12 protein-coding genes are annotated in these 15,141 nt (G+C 71.4%); 9 read left to right on the plus strand and 3 right to left on the minus strand.

Translation table 11 applies throughout. From position 1 onward, the window contains the following. Positions 1-15 precede the first annotated feature (15 nt). The 4 genes from sucB to AB0M87_RS27940 all read left to right on the plus strand — a co-directional run bounded on the left by sucB (position 16) and on the right by AB0M87_RS27940 (position 6,575). Positions 16-1,842 carry a 2-oxoglutarate dehydrogenase, E2 component, dihydrolipoamide succinyltransferase gene (sucB, locus tag AB0M87_RS27925; RefSeq protein ID WP_365857691.1) on the plus strand — a complete coding sequence of 609 codons (1,827 nt, stop codon included), beginning with the start codon at positions 16-18 and terminating at the stop codon, positions 1,840-1,842. Between the two features lie 123 nt (positions 1,843-1,965). Further along, positions 1,966-2,589, plus strand: a complete 624-nt coding sequence (locus tag AB0M87_RS27930) for a GntR family transcriptional regulator (RefSeq protein WP_365857693.1) — start codon at positions 1,966-1,968, stop codon at positions 2,587-2,589. A 206-nt stretch (positions 2,590-2,795) separates the two neighbouring features. After that, positions 2,796-5,462, plus strand: a complete 2,667-nt coding sequence (gene aceE / locus AB0M87_RS27935; RefSeq protein WP_365857695.1) for a pyruvate dehydrogenase (acetyl-transferring), homodimeric type — start codon at positions 2,796-2,798, stop codon at positions 5,460-5,462. Between the two features lie 84 nt (positions 5,463-5,546). Continuing rightward, positions 5,547-6,575 carry a YafY family protein gene (locus tag AB0M87_RS27940; protein WP_365857697.1) on the plus strand — a complete coding sequence of 343 codons (1,029 nt, stop codon included), beginning with the start codon at positions 5,547-5,549 and terminating at the stop codon, positions 6,573-6,575. A gap of 54 nt (positions 6,576-6,629) precedes the next feature. On the opposite strand, the gene AB0M87_RS27945 is transcribed toward AB0M87_RS27940, so the two are convergent. After that, positions 6,630-7,553 carry an SDR family oxidoreductase gene (locus tag AB0M87_RS27945; protein WP_365857699.1) on the minus strand — a complete coding sequence of 308 codons (924 nt, stop codon included), beginning with the start codon at positions 7,551-7,553 and terminating at the stop codon, positions 6,630-6,632. Positions 7,554-7,719: 166 nt separating this feature from the next. On the opposite strand from AB0M87_RS27945, the gene AB0M87_RS27950 reads away from it, so the two are divergent. Next, positions 7,720-8,238 (plus strand): DUF4240 domain-containing protein, encoded by a 519-nt coding sequence (locus tag AB0M87_RS27950; protein WP_365857701.1) that lies wholly within the window; start codon positions 7,720-7,722, stop codon positions 8,236-8,238. Between the two features lie 22 nt (positions 8,239-8,260). Here the strand turns inward: AB0M87_RS27950 and AB0M87_RS27955 are convergent, their stop codons facing one another. Further along, complete coding sequence (locus AB0M87_RS27955) at positions 8,261-8,758, minus strand: GNAT family N-acetyltransferase (RefSeq protein WP_365857703.1); 498 nt, start codon at positions 8,756-8,758, stop codon at positions 8,261-8,263. 57 nt (positions 8,759-8,815) lie between these two features. Between AB0M87_RS27955 and AB0M87_RS27960 the strand changes: the two genes are divergently transcribed. Together AB0M87_RS27960 and AB0M87_RS27965 are read left to right on the plus strand one after the other, a co-directional pair. Next, positions 8,816-9,715, plus strand: coding sequence for a TIGR01777 family oxidoreductase (locus AB0M87_RS27960; RefSeq protein WP_365857705.1), 900 nt, complete (start codon positions 8,816-8,818; stop codon positions 9,713-9,715). 381 nt (positions 9,716-10,096) lie between these two features. Next, positions 10,097-11,434 (plus strand): NAD(P)/FAD-dependent oxidoreductase, encoded by a 1,338-nt coding sequence (locus AB0M87_RS27965; RefSeq protein WP_365857707.1) that lies wholly within the window; start codon positions 10,097-10,099, stop codon positions 11,432-11,434. Between the two features lie 70 nt (positions 11,435-11,504). On the opposite strand, the gene AB0M87_RS27970 is transcribed toward AB0M87_RS27965, so the two are convergent. Further along, the gene (locus AB0M87_RS27970) at positions 11,505-12,980 is read right to left on the minus strand and encodes a regulator (RefSeq protein ID WP_365857709.1); all 1,476 of its coding nucleotides are present in this window, start codon (positions 12,978-12,980) and stop codon (positions 11,505-11,507) included. Between the two features lie 222 nt (positions 12,981-13,202). Between AB0M87_RS27970 and lipB the strand changes: the two genes are divergently transcribed. After that, positions 13,203-14,036 (plus strand): lipoyl(octanoyl) transferase LipB, encoded by an 834-nt coding sequence (gene lipB, locus AB0M87_RS27975; RefSeq protein WP_365857711.1) that lies wholly within the window; start codon positions 13,203-13,205, stop codon positions 14,034-14,036. 120 nt (positions 14,037-14,156) lie between these two features. After that, positions 14,157-15,110 (plus strand): lipoyl synthase, encoded by a 954-nt coding sequence (gene lipA, locus AB0M87_RS27980; protein ID WP_365857713.1) that lies wholly within the window; start codon positions 14,157-14,159, stop codon positions 15,108-15,110. Positions 15,111-15,141 lie beyond the last annotated feature (31 nt).

Consider the following 15,141-nt stretch of genomic DNA (forward strand, 5'->3'; position numbering starts at 1 on the left):
GGAGCAACTGAAACCATGTCGGTTTCCGTAACCCTGCCGGCGCTCGGCGAGAGCGTCACCGAGGGCACCGTCACCCGCTGGCTGAAGGCCGAGGGCGAGCGCGTCGAGGCCGACGAGCCGCTGCTCGAGGTCTCGACCGACAAGGTCGACACCGAGATCCCGGCTCCCGCCGCCGGCGTTCTGTCGTCCATCAAGGTCGCCGAGGACGAGACCGTCGAGGTCGGCGCCGAGCTGGCCGTCATCGACGACGGCACCGGCGCGCCGGCCGCCGAGTCCGCTCCGGCCGCCGCCGAGGCACCCGCCGCCGAGGCACCCGCCGCGGAGGCCCCCGCCGCTGAGGCTCCTGCCGGCGAGGCACCTGCCGCCCCGTCCGCCGAGGCCCCGGCCCCGGCCCCCACGGCCGAGGCCGCGTCGGGCGCCGGCTCCGCCGAGGGCACCGACGTGGTCCTTCCCGCGCTCGGCGAGAGCGTCACCGAGGGCACCGTCACCCGTTGGCTCAAGGAGGTCGGGGACGAGGTGGCGGAGGACGAGCCGCTGCTCGAGGTCTCGACCGACAAGGTCGACACCGAGATCCCCTCCCCTGCCGCGGGCACCCTGCTGGAGATCCTGGTCGGCGAGGACGAGACCGCCGAGGTCGGCGCCAAGCTCGCCGTGATCGGTGCGAAGGGCGCGGCCCCGGCCGCCGCTCCGGCGCCCGCCGCGCCCGCGCCCGCCCAGGAGGCTCCGAAGCAGGAAGCACCGAAGCAGGAAGCACCGAAGCAGGAAGCGCCCAAGCAGGAGGCGCCGGCACCGGCGGCTCCCCAGCAGGCACCCGCACCGGCCCCCGCCCAGGCCGCGGTCCCCGCCCCGGCTCCGGCGCAGGCCGCCGTCACCACCCCCGCCGCTCCGGCGCCCGCCGCCGCTCCGGCTGCCGGTGACGACGGCGCCTACGTGACCCCGCTGGTCCGTAAGCTCGCCGCCGAGAACAGCGTCGACCTGGGCTCCGTCAAGGGCACCGGCGTCGGTGGCCGGATCCGCAAGCAGGACGTCATCGCCGCCGCCGAGGCCGCCAAGGCGGCCCCGGCCCCGGCTGCCGCTGCTCCGGCCCCCTCCGCCAAGGCGCCGAAGCTGGAGGCCTCGCCGCTGCGCGGCCAGACCGTCAAGATGACCCGGATGCGCAAGGTCATCGGCGACAACATGATGAAGGCCCTGCACAGCCAGGCTCAGCTGACCACCGTGGTCGAGGTGGACATCACCAAGCTGATGAAGCTGCGCAACCAGGCCAAGGAAGGCTTCGCCGCCCGCGAGGGCGTCAAGCTGTCCCCGATGCCGTTCTTCGTCAAGGCCGCCGCCCAGGCGCTGAAGGCCCACCCGGTCGTCAACGCCCGGATCAACGACGACGAGGGCACGATCACCTACTTCGACACCGAGAACATCGGTATCGCGGTGGACTCCGAGAAGGGTCTGATGACCCCGGTCATCAAGGATGCGGGCGACCTCAACCTCGCCGGCATCTCGAAGAAGACCGCGGAGCTGGCCGGCAAGGTCCGGTCCAGCAAGATCAGCCCGGATGAGCTGTCCGGTGCGAGCTTCACGATCAGCAACACCGGTTCCCGCGGTGCGCTGTTCGACACGGTCATCGTGCCGCCGAACCAGGCAGCCATCCTGGGTATCGGTGCGACCGTCAAGCGTCCGGCCGTCATCGAGACCGCCGAGGGCACCGTCATCGGCGTCCGCGACATGACCTACCTGGCTCTCTCCTACGACCACCGCCTGGTGGACGGCGCCGACGCCGCCCGTTACCTGTCGACGGTCAAGGCGATCCTGGAGGCCGGCGAGTTCGAGGTCGAGCTCGGCCTGTAACCAGCCTCACCTGCGGCGCCCCCTTCCGGAACCCCTCCGGGCGGGGGCGCCGCCGTATTGTCATGGGGGGACTGGCCAGACTCGCCGGTCAGCCCAGGCCAACACGGTCCTAAGGAGCACATCATGACGCCGCCCGTCATCCACTCCCTGCGCGAGCAGATTCGCGAGCACATCGTGGAGGGCATAGTCAGTGGGCGCTGGCAGCCGGGTGAGCGGATCGTGGAACGCCGGATCGCGGTGGAACTGGAGGTCAGCCAGACGCCGGTACGCGAGGCACTGCGGGAGCTGGAGACCCTGCGGCTCATCGAGTCGGCCCCCAACAAGGGCGTACGTGTACGGAATCTGACCGCGGCCGATCTGGAGGAGAGCTATCCGGTGCGGGCCGGTCTCGAGCAGATCGCGGCCGAACTGGCCGTCGACCGGCTGGCCGCCGACGTCTCGGTGCTCGAGCCCTCGGTCGCGGCCCTCTACGCGGCGGACCGGACGGCCGACAGTGCCGCGCAGGTCAGGTACACCGTGGCCTTCCACCGCGAGCTGGTGCGGGCGGCCGGGAACGGCGTACTGCTGCACACCTGGGAGTCGCTGGGCATCGAGGTGTTCACCGCGCTCTCGATCCGATGGCTGGGCACCGTGCAGCAGTCCTACGCGGAGGAACACCAGGCGCTGGTCGAGGCGTTCCGCCGGAAGGACCCGCAGATCGGTCCGCTGGTGAAGGAACACGTGCTCGGATGTGCACCCCGCGCCTAGTTTGCGCGGGGATTCCAGGCACCGCGTGCCCGTTTTCGTGGCACGCCATGCCGACTTTTTACTTTCCGGAAAGATTTTCCCCGGAACCCTTTGATCGATCATCGATCAGCGACATACAGTCGACGACGGGCTTCACCCAGCCCCTCGCCCTGTCCTGCCAGACCGGGCCCTTATCAACACCCTGTTCTGTCCGGAAGGCGGCGATCATGACCGACCCCGTAGGCAAGCACCCGAGCGAGCTCGACCAGCTCCCGGATCGCGACCCGGAGGAGACCGCCGAATGGGCGGCCTCCCTGGACGCCGTCACCAAGGCCGCGGGCCCCCACCGTGCCGCGTACCTGATGCGCCGCACGCTGGAGCGGGCCGACGGCGCCGGTCTCGCGCTGCCCAAGCTGCTGGAGACCGACTACGTCAACACCATTCCCACTTCCGCCGAGCCCGCCTTCGACGGCGACGAGGCGATGGAGAGCCGGATCACCGCCTGGAACCGCTGGAACGCGGCGGCGATGGTCACCCGTGGCTCCCGGTACGGGGTCGGTGGCCACATCGCCACCTTCGCATCGGCCGCCTGGCTGTACGAGACCGGCTTCAACCACTTCTTCCACGGCAAGGAGGGCGATGGTTCGGGTGACCAGCTCTACATCCAGGGTCACGCGTCGCCCGGCATCTACGCCCGCGCCTTCCTCGACGGACGCCTGAGCGAGCAGCAGCTCGACAACTTCCGCCAGGAGGCCGGCGGCGACGGCCTGCCGTCCTACCCGCACCCGCGCCGGCTGCCCTGGCTGTGGGAGTTCCCCACCGTCTCGATGGGCCTCGGCCCGATCTCCTCGATCTACCAGGCCCGCTTCAACCGCTATCTGGCCGGCCGTGGCATCAAGGACACCTCGAAGTCGCACGTCTGGGCGTTCCTGGGCGACGGCGAGATGGACGAGCCGGAGTCGACCACCGCGCTCACCCTCGCCGCCCGCGAGCAGCTGGACAATCTGACCTTCGTCATCAACTGCAACCTGCAGCGCCTCGACGGACCGGTCCGCGCCAACTTCCGCGTGGTGCAGGAGCTGGAAGCACAGTTCCGCGGGGCCGGGTGGAACGTCATCAAGACGCTCTGGGGCACCGCCTGGGACGAGCTGTTCCAGCTCGACGCCACCGGCGCGCTCGTCCGCCGTCTCCGCGAGGTGCCGGACGCGCAGTTCCAGACGTACGCCACCCGCGACGTGGCCTACATCCGCCAGCACTTCTTCGGCGCCGAGCCCGCCCTCGCCGAGCTGGCGAAGCTGCTCACCGACGCGAAGATCGCCGAGTGTTTCCACTCCTCGCGCGGCGGCCACGAGGCCCGCAAGGTGTATGCGGCCTACCGGGCCGCCCTCGAGTTCAAGGGCGCGCCGACGGTGATCCTGGCGCAGACCGTGAAGGGCTACACCCTCGGTGAGGGCTTCGAGTCGCGGAACGCCAACCACCAGATGAAGAAGCTGGACGGCAAGCAGTTCCGCGCCATGCGCGACCTGCTGGACCTGCCGATCCCGGACGCGAAGCTGGACGAGGCCCTGGTGCCCTACGGCCACCCCGGCGCCGACTCCCCCGAGGTCCGCTACCTCCAGGAGCGCCGCGCCGAGCTCGGTGGTCCCGCGCCGGCCCGCCGGGTGCACCAGGTGGTGCTGCCGGAGCCCGAGGAGCGCGCGTTCAAGGCACTCATCAAGGGTTCCGGCAAGCAGGAGATGGCCACCACGATGGCCTTCGTCCGGCTGATGAAGGACCTGATGCGGGACAAGGAAACCGGCAAACGCTGGGTGCCGATCGTCCCCGACGAGGCCCGCACCTTCGGCATGGAGTCGTTGTTCCCTTCCGCCGGCATCTACTCGCCGCTCGGCCAGACGTACGACCCGGTCGACCGCGACCAGTTGATGTACTACAAGGAAGCCACGAACGGCCAGGTCCTCAACGAGGGCATCACCGAGGCCGGCGCGATGGCCGACTTCATCGCCGCCGCGTCGTCGTACGCGACGCACGGCGAGCCGATGATCCCCTTCTACATCTTCTACTCGATGTTCGGCTGGCAGCGGACCGCCGACCAGATGTGGCAGCTCGGCGACCAGCTCGGCCGCGGCTTCATCGTCGGCGCGACCGCCGGACGCACCACGCTCACCGGTGAGGGACTGCAGCACGCGGACGGCCACTCGCAGCTGATCGCCTCCACCAACCCGGCGTCGCTCAACTACGACCCGGCGTTCGCCTTCGAGATCGCGGTGATCGTCAAGGACGGTCTGCGCCGGATGTACGGCCCGGACGCGGAGAACGTCTTCTACTACCTGACGGTCTACAACGAGCCGAAGCCACAGCCCGCGATGCCCGAGGGCGTCGAGGAGGGCATCCTCCGCGGTCTGTACCGCTTCAAGGAGGGCGCGGCCGCCGCGGGTTCCCCGCGGATCCAGCTGCTCGCCTCCGGTACGGCGATCCACTGGGCCCTCGAGGCACAGGAACTGCTCGCCGCCGACTGGGGTGTCACCGGCGACGTGTGGTCCGCGACCTCGTGGGGCGAGCTGCGCCGCGACGCCATGGCGGCCGACGAGGCCCTGCTCAACGGCGAACAGCGCATCCCGTACGTCACCCAGGCGCTGGCCGGCGCCCCCGGCCCGGTGCTCGCGGTGAGCGACTGGATGCGCCAGGTGCCGGACCAGATCAGCCAGTGGGTCGAGCAGGACTACTCCTCGCTCGGCACCGACGGCTTCGGCATCTCGGACACCCGGGAGGCGGCCCGCAGGCACTTCGGTGTCGACGCGCAGTCGATCGTGGTCGCGGCGCTGGCCTCGCTGGCCAAGCGCGGTGAGGTCCCGGTCTCGGCGGTGAAGGAAGCCCGCGAGCGCTACGGCCTGTGAGCGCGGGGTCCGGCGCCGGAGGCCCCTGATGCGGGCCTCCGGTACCGGACCGTCGTTGTCAGTGGCGGGGTGCATGCTGTCCCCATGCGCGCTGCCCGCCTGATCAAGTTGGTGCTGCTGCTCCAGTCCCGGCCGATGATGACGGCCGCCGAGCTGGCGCGGCAGCTCGAGGTGTCCGAGCGCACCATCACCCGCGATGCGCTCGCCCTTTCGGAGGCCGGTGTTCCGGTATATGCGGAGCGCGGCCGGACCGGCGGTTACCGGCTGATAGGCGGGTATCACACCAGGCTCACCGGCCTCGCACGCACCGAGGCCGAAGCGCTGTTCCTCTCCGGAGTCCCGGGTGCGCTGCGGCAGATGGGCCTCGCCGATGCCGCGTCCGCGGCCCGGCTCAAGGTCTCGGCGGCCCTGCTGCCCTCGCTGCGCGACGCATCCGCGTCCGCCGCCCAGCGTTTCCACCTGGACGCCCCCGGCTGGTACCAGGAGCCGGTCACCCCCGAGCTGCTGCCCCCGCTCGCCGAAGCCGTCCGGTCGGACCGGCGGGTCCACGTCCGCTACCGGCGCCCGGACGGCTCCACGGTCACGCGCGAGCTGGAGCCGTACGGCCTGGTCCTCAAGGCGGGCGTCTGGTACCTCTGCGCGCGTGCGGACGGCGACTTCCGGGTCTACCGCATCGACCGCTTCACCGCGGTGGTACGGCCCGATGGTGCTGTGCCGCCCGGTGAGGGGCGCGACGGCGCTGTGCCGCACGGTGATGAGCGCGGCGACCGGTTCGTCCGTGACCCGGATTTCGACCTCCCCGCCTTCTGGGAGCAGCAAGCCGCCGCGTTCGCCCGCTCGATCCTGCGTACGGAGGTCGAGGTCCGGCTGTCATCGGCAGGCGCCGCCGCCCTCCCGCACGCGGTGGACCGCGCGGCCGCCTCCGCCGCCCTGGCGGCGGCCGCCCCGGCGGACGCGTGGGGCCGGGTGACGGTCACGCTGCCCGTCGAGTCGCTGGACGTGGCGTACGGGCAGCTGCTCGGGCTGGGGCCGGAGGTGGAGGTGCTGGGACCGCCGGAGCTGCGCGACCGCTTCGCCGATGCGACGGCGCGAGCCGCCGGGCTGTACCGCTGAGCGACCCGGGCCGGCCGCGCCGCCCGGGCTGCCCGTACCGCTGCCACCCGGCGGTCAGCGGTAGTCGTCGGCCGGCGCGTCCTTGCCCCCGAGCACGACATCCGTGATGTATCCCCACCCGTCCGGCCGGCTCCCGTCCGCATCGGTGAAGCCGTATTCCTTCGCCAGCTGTCCGCTCGACAGCGACTGCCCGTTCCAGCGCGCCCGGCCCTCGTCCGCCGCGATCGCCGCCACGGCCCGGCCCACGAATACCGGGGATTCCGCGATGACGAATTCCGGGACCTGCGCGATCGCGTCGCGCCAGTTCTGCTCCGTCACGCCGAAGTGGTCGAGCATCGCCTCGGAGCGCAGAAAGCCGGGTGTGACGCAGACCGCCGTGCTGCCCAGCGCCCCGAGGTCGTGGGACAGGTTGAAGGCCATTCTGATCGGCGCGTTCTTGGCGAGGTCGAAGTAGAAGTTCTCCCGGTAGGCGCGGTTGAACTCCGCCGTACCGTCCGTCACCTCGACGACCAGACCGCCGGGCCGCCGCACCAGCAGCGGCAGCGCACAACTGCTGGTGATGATGTGACTCTTGACTCCGAGCTCCAGCATCCGCAATCCCTGTGCGAGTTCCATCTCCCACATCTTCACGCTGTTGCCGATCTCGGCCAGATGGTCACCGCCCCAGATGTCGTTGACCAGGATGTCGAGCCGTCCCTGCTCCCGGTCGATGCGCTCGACCAGCTCCTTCACCTGGTCCTGCGCCAGATGGTCGGTGGGTACGGCGATCCCCTGCCCACCGGCGGCCGTGACCAGTTCGGCGGTCTCTTCGATGGTCTCCGCGCGCCCCAGCTCACTGCGCTTCTCGCGGGTGGTGCGCCCCGTCCCGTAGACCGTGGCGCCGGCCGCTCCCAGTTGCACGGCGATGGCCCGGCCCGCACCACGGGTGGCTCCCGCGACCAGGGCGACGCGTCCGGTCAATGGCTTCGTTGTCGTCATACGGCCACCGTCGCACCGATACCGGACAGGGACCGTCCGGATTTCCGGGGCTTCCCAGCGCATCATCGGACCGTCGCACCACCTGGCAGCATCCCCCTGATAACGAGAGAGCTGCTACCTGCGCGCTCCGCGTGCGCCGGGCCCCGCCAACCACGATGCTGGACGCGTGAGGGACGAGACGGAGTTCTGGGAGACCATCGACAGCACCCGTGCGGCCGCCGACGGCGACCCCGAGGATCATGCCGACCTGCTCACCGAGCGGCTGCTGCAGTTCGATCCCGACGCCGTGCTGGAGTTCGCCAGGTACTTCGAGAGCCGCTACAACCGCGCCTACCGCTGGGACCTGTGGGGCGCCGCCGCCGTGCTGCTCGGTGAGGCGGACAGCGATGCCTTCGACTACTTCCGCTGCTGGCTGATCGGTCAGGGCCGGGAGATCTTCGAGGGCGCGCTGCACGACCCGGACGCCCTGGCCGATCTGCTCGACGACTTCGACGAGGAGGTCGACGGCGACGGCGAGGACCTCGGTTACGCGGCCGACGAGGCGTACGAACAGCTCACCGGGTCCGAGACGCCCGACCTGGGGATCCCGCCGCAGGCCGCCGAGCCGGAGGGCATGCCCGTGGACTTCGACGACGAGGCTCTCGCCGAGCGCTACCCGCGGCTCTGGGAACGCTTCGGGTCGTGAGGCCGTGCCCCCGGCGACAGCCTCACCAGCCGGTGAGGCTTCGACCCATCAGTACGTCGTCGACATAACGGCCCGCCAGATAGAACTCGCCGGGCAGCACACCCTCCACCGCAAACCCCTCGGATGCGTACAGCCTGCGCGCCGGGGCGTTGTGCCCCAGCACCCGCAGGGTGATCCGGGTCGCGCCCTGACGCCGGGACTCGGCGCACGCGCTCCTGAGCAGCGCCCGGCCGACCCCCTTCCCCCGGGCCGATACCGAGACGGCGAGTCCCTGGATCTGCCGCACATGCGCGTTGCAGGCCAGCGGAGTGGCCGGGACCAGCCGTACGTATCCCGCGATCTCACCGGCCACCTCGGCCACCAGATAGTCGCCGGGCAGATGGCTGCCGTCGAAGAACGGGGCGTACGGCGGATGCGGCCGGGGCTGGACGGCGTGCAGCGTGGACCAGGTCGCACGGTCGAGCACGGCGAGCGCTTCGCCGTCGGCGCGCACCGCGACCCGTATGTTCGGCTCTGACATGCGTGTCACTCTGCCACGGGGGCGGCGCTCCTCCGGGCCGGGCCCGGATGGGTAAGGATGGGGCCCATGCGTATCGCGATTGCCGGAGCGTCAGGGCTCATCGGTTCGGCCCTGGGCATGTCCCTGCGGGCCGACGGCCACGAGGTGGTACGGCTGGTCCGCCGCACCGCCCGGGCAGCCGACGAGGTCGAGTGGGATCCGAAACGGGAGTACGTGAACACCGCGGGGCTGGCCGGCAGCGACGCGGTGGTCAACCTGGCGGGAGCCGGGGTGGGCGACCACCGCTGGACCGCCGGCTACAAGAAGGAGCTCAGGGACAGCAGGGTCCTCGGCACCGCCACCCTCGCCGAGGCCGTGGCCTCGCTCGACGTGCCACCCCGGGTGCTGCTGTGCGGCAGCGCGCTGGGCTTCTACGGTGACACGGGCGACCAGGTGACCGACGAGAGCGCGCCACCCGGCGCAGGGTTCCTGGCCGCACTGTGCGTCGAGTGGGAAGAGGCCGCGCGCCCCGCCGAAGAAGCCGGCATCCGCACCGCGTTCGCCCGCACCGGCCTGGTGGTCGCCCGGGAGGGCGGCGCCTGGGGCAAGCTCTTCCCGCTCTTCCGGGCCGGCCTGGGCGGCCGGCTCGGTGACGGTCGCCAGTACTGGAGTTTCATCGCCCTGCACGACCAGGTCGCCGCCCTGCGCCACATCCTGGACACCGGGTCCCTGTCCGGCCCGGTGAACCTCACCGCTCCCGAGCCCGTCACCAACCGTGAGGTCACCGCCGCGATGGGCCGCGCCCTGCACCGCCCGACCCTCTTCGCGGTGCCGGCGCCGGTGTTGCGGGTGGCACTGGGGGAGTTCGCGGGGGATGTACTGATGAGTCAGCGGGTGGTGCCGTCGCGGTTGCTGGAGTCGGGGTTCACGTTCGCCTTTCCGGGGGTCGATGAGGCGATCGGCGCCGCGCGGTCTTGACGCTGGGCTTTTCCCCACCCCTCCCCCAGCCTCCGGCCGGGGGGACTCCCAGCTTCCCGAACCGGGGCTCCGACCCGGCCCCCGCTCCCCAATCGCCGGAGGGGCTGGTTTTTGCGCCCGCCACAATCCAGCCCGTCCTGGGGGCACCTCCCAGCGATAACTGGGGGAGTTCGAGGACAAGGGGTCCGGGGGCTCGCCCCCGGCTCGGCAAGCCCCCGCCGTGCGACCCCGCGCCACCGTGCCCCCGCCCCGCGCACCTGCCCGCCACCGCCGCCCTCCCTACGCTCGCAAAGAACCACCGCATTCCCGCGGCCAGTTGAGGGAAAGCACCCCGATACCGCAAGACACCGCACCGGCCGCGCCGACCCCGGGGAGGGGCCCGTGCTCAGCAGCGCACTTCATGCCGACGTCGTGATCGTCGGTGCCGGGATAGCCGGCCTGTCAGCGGCTCATCGGCTGGCAGGCGCGGGCGTCACCGTCAGTGTTCTGGAGGCCGCTCCGCGACCGGGTGGCCGGATGGCCACCGAGGAGATCGACGGCTTCCGTCTCGACCGCAACGGGCAACTGCTCAACACCTCGTATGCGGAGCTGCTCAGCACCCCCTATCTCAGCGGGGTCGATCTGAGCCTGTTCTCGCCGGGAATCCTGGTACACAGCGAAAAACGCCTGCACCGGATGGGCGAACCGGGGAGCGCATGGGGCGCACTCACTGCGGCGCGCGCCCCCAAGAGCGCCCCGCGCACCGCGCGTTCTGCGTTTTCCCCCCGCTCGTCGATGGGCGGCCCACTCGGCCAGGCCCGCGTCTCCACCGCGCTGAGCCGCCTCGCGGGCACCCCGGTGGACCGTCTGCTGGCCCGGCCCGAGCAGAGCGCACGGGAAGCACTCCGTTCGTACGGGTTCCCTGCGCGCACCGTCAGCACCTTTCTGCGGCCCCTGCTGTCCGCGCTGCTGTGCGATCCCGGCCTCGGTACGTCCAGCCGCTGCGCGGAGCTCGCGCTGCGCGGCTTCGCCCGGGGACGGCTCTGCCTGCCCGTGGGCGGTGTCGGCACGCTTCCCGAGCGGCTGGCCGCGACCCTCCCGACGGGCACGGTCCGTACCGGGATACACGTCACCTCGGCCTCCATCTCCTCGGTCACCACGGAGGAGCTGGGCCGACTGGACTGCCGTGCCCTGCTGATCGCCACCGACGCCCGGGAGGCGGCCCGGCTGCTGCCCGGGCTGCGGGTGCCGGACTTCCACCCGGTGACGGTCGTTCACCACGCCGCCCCCCGCAGTCCGCTCGCCGAGGCCGCCCTGCTGCTGGACGCCGACCGCGCCGGCCCCGTCTCGCACACCGCGGTCATCAGCGAGGTCGATCGCACCCGGGCACCGCGCGGCCGAGCCCTGATCTCCTCCACCGTGCTCGGCCTCCGCACTCCCCCGCCCGGACTGGACGCGATGGTCCGCGCCCAGCTGGCCGGCGTCTACGGCACACCGACGGACGACTGGGAACTGCTCGCCGTCCACCACGACCCCCGGGCGGTCCCCGCCATGTCCGCCCCGCACGATGCGCGCCGCGCCGTCCGGCTGCTGGCCGGGCTCTATGTCTGCGGTGACCACCGGGACACCAGCACCGTCCAGGGCGCACTGCATTCCGGCCGCCGCGCCGCAGATCAGGTGATGCGCGACTTCGGCATCAAGCCGGACATCACTGCCGATCCGGTCCCCCTGGCGGCGTGACCGACCGCAAGGGCCGAACGGACGGACCGAACGCACGGGACCGAACGGGCGTGACCGACCGCACCCCGCGTCAGCCGATCGCCGCGACCCGGTCCCGGTACCCCCGTACCGCGGCCGCGTCGCGGTAGGGCTCGAGCCGCCGCTCGAAGTCCCGTACGTACTCCACAGCCCGCGCGGAGCGCATCTCCCCCGCCTGTTGCGCCGCATCCGCGCCCAGCGCACACGCCTGGTCCAGCTCGCCGAGGCCGAGCCGCGCGGTGGCGAGCACCACCCGGCAGAACAACCGGGAGCGGGCGAATCCGGGGGCGCGCAGCTGGAGCGAACGCTCGGCGTACTGGGCGGCGGGCCGGTACTGCTGGAGGTCACGGTGGCTGTGGCTGAATTCGTCGGCCAGTTGGGCCTCGTCGAAGAAACGCGCCCAGTACGGCACTTCGTCGCCGGGCCGGGCGGCCTCCATGGCCTTCTCCGCCCGCAGCATCGAGGCCGTGCAGGCCCGCACCTCGCCAAGCACGCCGTGGCCGCGTGCCTCGACCGCGTGCAACAGCGCCTGGACGACCTGGGGTGCCGAGCTGCCGATCCCCTGCTGAGCGACCCGCGCCAGCTGCACGGCCTCCCTGCCGTGTCCGAGATAGACCGCCTGACGGCTCATGGTGACCAGGACGTACGAGCCGTACGCCCGGTCCCCGGCCGCCTGCGACAGCCGCAGCGCCTGTACGAAGTAGCGCTGGGCGAGGCCGTGCGCCGCGATGTCGTACGACGTCCAGCCGGCCAGCCTGGTGAGATCGGCGGCGGCCGCGAAGAGCCGCCGACCGGTCGCCTCGCCGTAGGAGCCGCGCAGCATCGGCTCCGCCTCGTGCTCCAGATAGCGCACCAGCGCCTGTCGGGCATGCCCGCCGCCATAGGCGTGGTCGAGGGTGCGGAAGAGTTCGCCGACCGCCCGCAGCGCCGCGATGTCGCCGGCGCCGACCCGCTGCCCCGGCGCCCGGTCGGTCTGCCGCTGGCGCGGCACGGTCGTACGGATCGTCGCGGCGATCCGTACGGCCCTCGCCTGCGGTGCGCCCCGGTCCCCGGATGCCCCCGCTCCGGCCGCGGCGGCGGCGCCCCAGTCATCGGCCCGGCCGATCAGCCAGTCCCTGCTCGGTACGACGAGTCCGGCCGGGGTGAACGCGATCTTGCGCAGTTCGGCCTGGCTGCCGGAGTCCTTGCGCCAGAGGCCGCTGACGATGTCGACGGCCTCGTCCCGGGTGCCGGCGAACTCGAGCCCGGCGTACACCGGCGCACAGGCGTCGAGTCCGAGGTCCTGCGCCGCGAGCCGGCGGCCGAGTCGCCGGGTGAACACCTCGGCGATCAGGGCGGGGGTGGTGCCGCGCGGCTGCTGGCCGCGCAGCCAGCGGGTCACCGAGGTCTTGTCGTAGCGCAGATCGAGGCCGTGCTCGAGACCGAGCTGGTCCACCCTTCTGGCCAGGCCCGCATGGGAGAAACCGGCTTCTGTGATGAGCGCGGCGAGCCGGCGGTTGGGTGTGCGCTGCGGGGATCGTTCCGTCATCAGCTGTGCGGTCTCCTGCCTTCCGGGCCGGGAGCAGCCCTCATGGAACGGCGTGAATTTAGCGGGCTGCGCCGCCGTTACCGCCTGCTACGCCCCGGATTCATCCGTTCGGGTGAGGAGGTTCCGTTTCTGCCCGCGCGAGGCTGCCGTTCGACGCGGTCGTACAGTGGCTGAGGGGTGTCACCCGAAGGGTGGGGTGTCCGTACGCGATGAGGAGCTGCCGTGAGTGAGCTGCGGTTTGTCCGACTGGGATTCGGCGAGGAAGCCGTCGAGTACCGGGAGGCCTGGCAGAAGCAGCGCGAGGTGCACGCCGCACGCTTCGCCGACGAGACGCCGGACACCGTGCTGCTGCTGGAGCACCCGCCCGTCTACACGGCGGGCAGGCGCACCGCCGACAACGAGCGCCCGCTGGACGGCACCCCGGTGGTCGACGTGGACCGGGGCGGCAAGATCACCTGGCACGGGTACGGCCAGCTGATCGGCTACCCGATCCAGAAGCTGCCGCGTCCGGTGGACGTCATCGCGCACCTGCGCCGTCTCGAGGAGGCCCTGATCCGGGTCTGCGCCGAGTTCGGTGTCGCGACCAGCAGGGTCGAGGGCCGGGCGGGCGTCTGGGTGCTCGGCGACCCGGTGGACCAACGTCCGTCGATCGGCGGGCTCTCGCTCGATCTCGACCCCCGTCTGCAGGACGAGGAGTTCGACCCGCGGATGAACGGCCCCGAGTACGCGCCGTCCAATGCCGGGCAGCGCCGCGAGGACCGGAAGATCGCCGCCATGGGCATCCGGGTCGCGAAGGGCGTGACCATGCACGGCTTCGCCCTGAACTGCAACCCGGACACCACCTGGTTCGACCGGATCGTGCCGTGCGGCATCCGGGACGCGGGAGTGACTTCGCTCTCGTACGAACTGGGCCGTGAGGTCACGGTCGCCGAGGTACTGCCGGTCGTGGAGAAGCATCTGCGGGAGGTGCTGGAGAACGCGGCGCTCGCCCCGCGCACGGTCACGAGCGGTGTCGACCGTCCGGTCGGACAGGCCGTCGAGCAGGCCTCGGCCTGAGCCGCCGCCGTACCGGCCGGGAATGCACCTCCGCGGTCGTGGGTTGGCCGGACGTAGGCCATACAAACAACGGGCGTACCCTGGTGTTCGCCGAAGAATCGAAGCTGTAGGGAGCCGGACGTGTCCGCTGTCGCACCCGACGGGCGCAAGATGTTGCGTCTGGAGGTCCGGAACAGCCAGACCCCCATCGAGCGCAAGCCCGAGTGGATCAAGACCCGGGCGAAGATGGGCCCCGAGTACACCAAGATGCAGGCCCTGGTGAAATCCGAGGGTCTGCACACGGTCTGCCAGGAGGCGGGCTGCCCCAACATCTACGAATGCTGGGAGGACCGCGAGGCGACCTTCCTCATCGGTGGCGACCAGTGCACCCGGCGCTGCGACTTCTGCCAGATCGACACCGGGAAGCCGGCCGAGCTGGACCGTGACGAGCCGCGGCGAGTCGGCGAGTCCGTCGTCACGATGGACCTGAACTACGCCACCATCACCGGCGTCGCACGCGACGACCTGGAGGACGGCGGCGCCTGGCTGTACGCGGAGACGGTGCGCCGGATCCACGCGATGACGGCCGAGCGGGCCGCGGGCCGTACCAAGGTCGAGCTGCTCATCCCCGACTTCAACGCGGTCCCCGAGCAGCTGGCCGAGGTCTTCTCGTCCCGTCCCGAGGTCCTCGCGCACAACGTCGAGACGGTGCCGCGGATCTTCAAGCGGATCCGTCCCGGCTTCCGGTACGAGCGCTCGCTGGACGTCATCACGCAGGCCCGCGAGGCGGGTCTGGTCACCAAGTCGAACCTCATCCTGGGCATGGGCGAGGAGCGCGAGGAGATCAGCCAGGCGCTGCAGGACCTGTACGACGCGGGCTGCGAGCTCATCACCATCACGCAGTATCTGCGGCCCTCCCCCCGCCATCACCCCGTCGAACGCTGGGTGAAGCCCGCCGAGTTCGTGGAGCTGAAGGAGGAGGCCGAGGAGATCGGCTACTCCGGCGTCATGTCGGGGCCGCTCGTCCGGTCCTCGTACCGCGCGGGCCGTCTCTTCCAGCAGGCGATGGACCGGCGCGGCGCTGCCGCCGTGTGAATCTGCGCACAAGCGGCTACTGTGGAGTAAT

The sequence above is a fragment of the Streptomyces sp. NPDC051320 genome, from assembly GCF_040682175.1.
Lineage (GTDB): Bacteria > Actinomycetota > Actinomycetes > Streptomycetales > Streptomycetaceae > Streptomyces.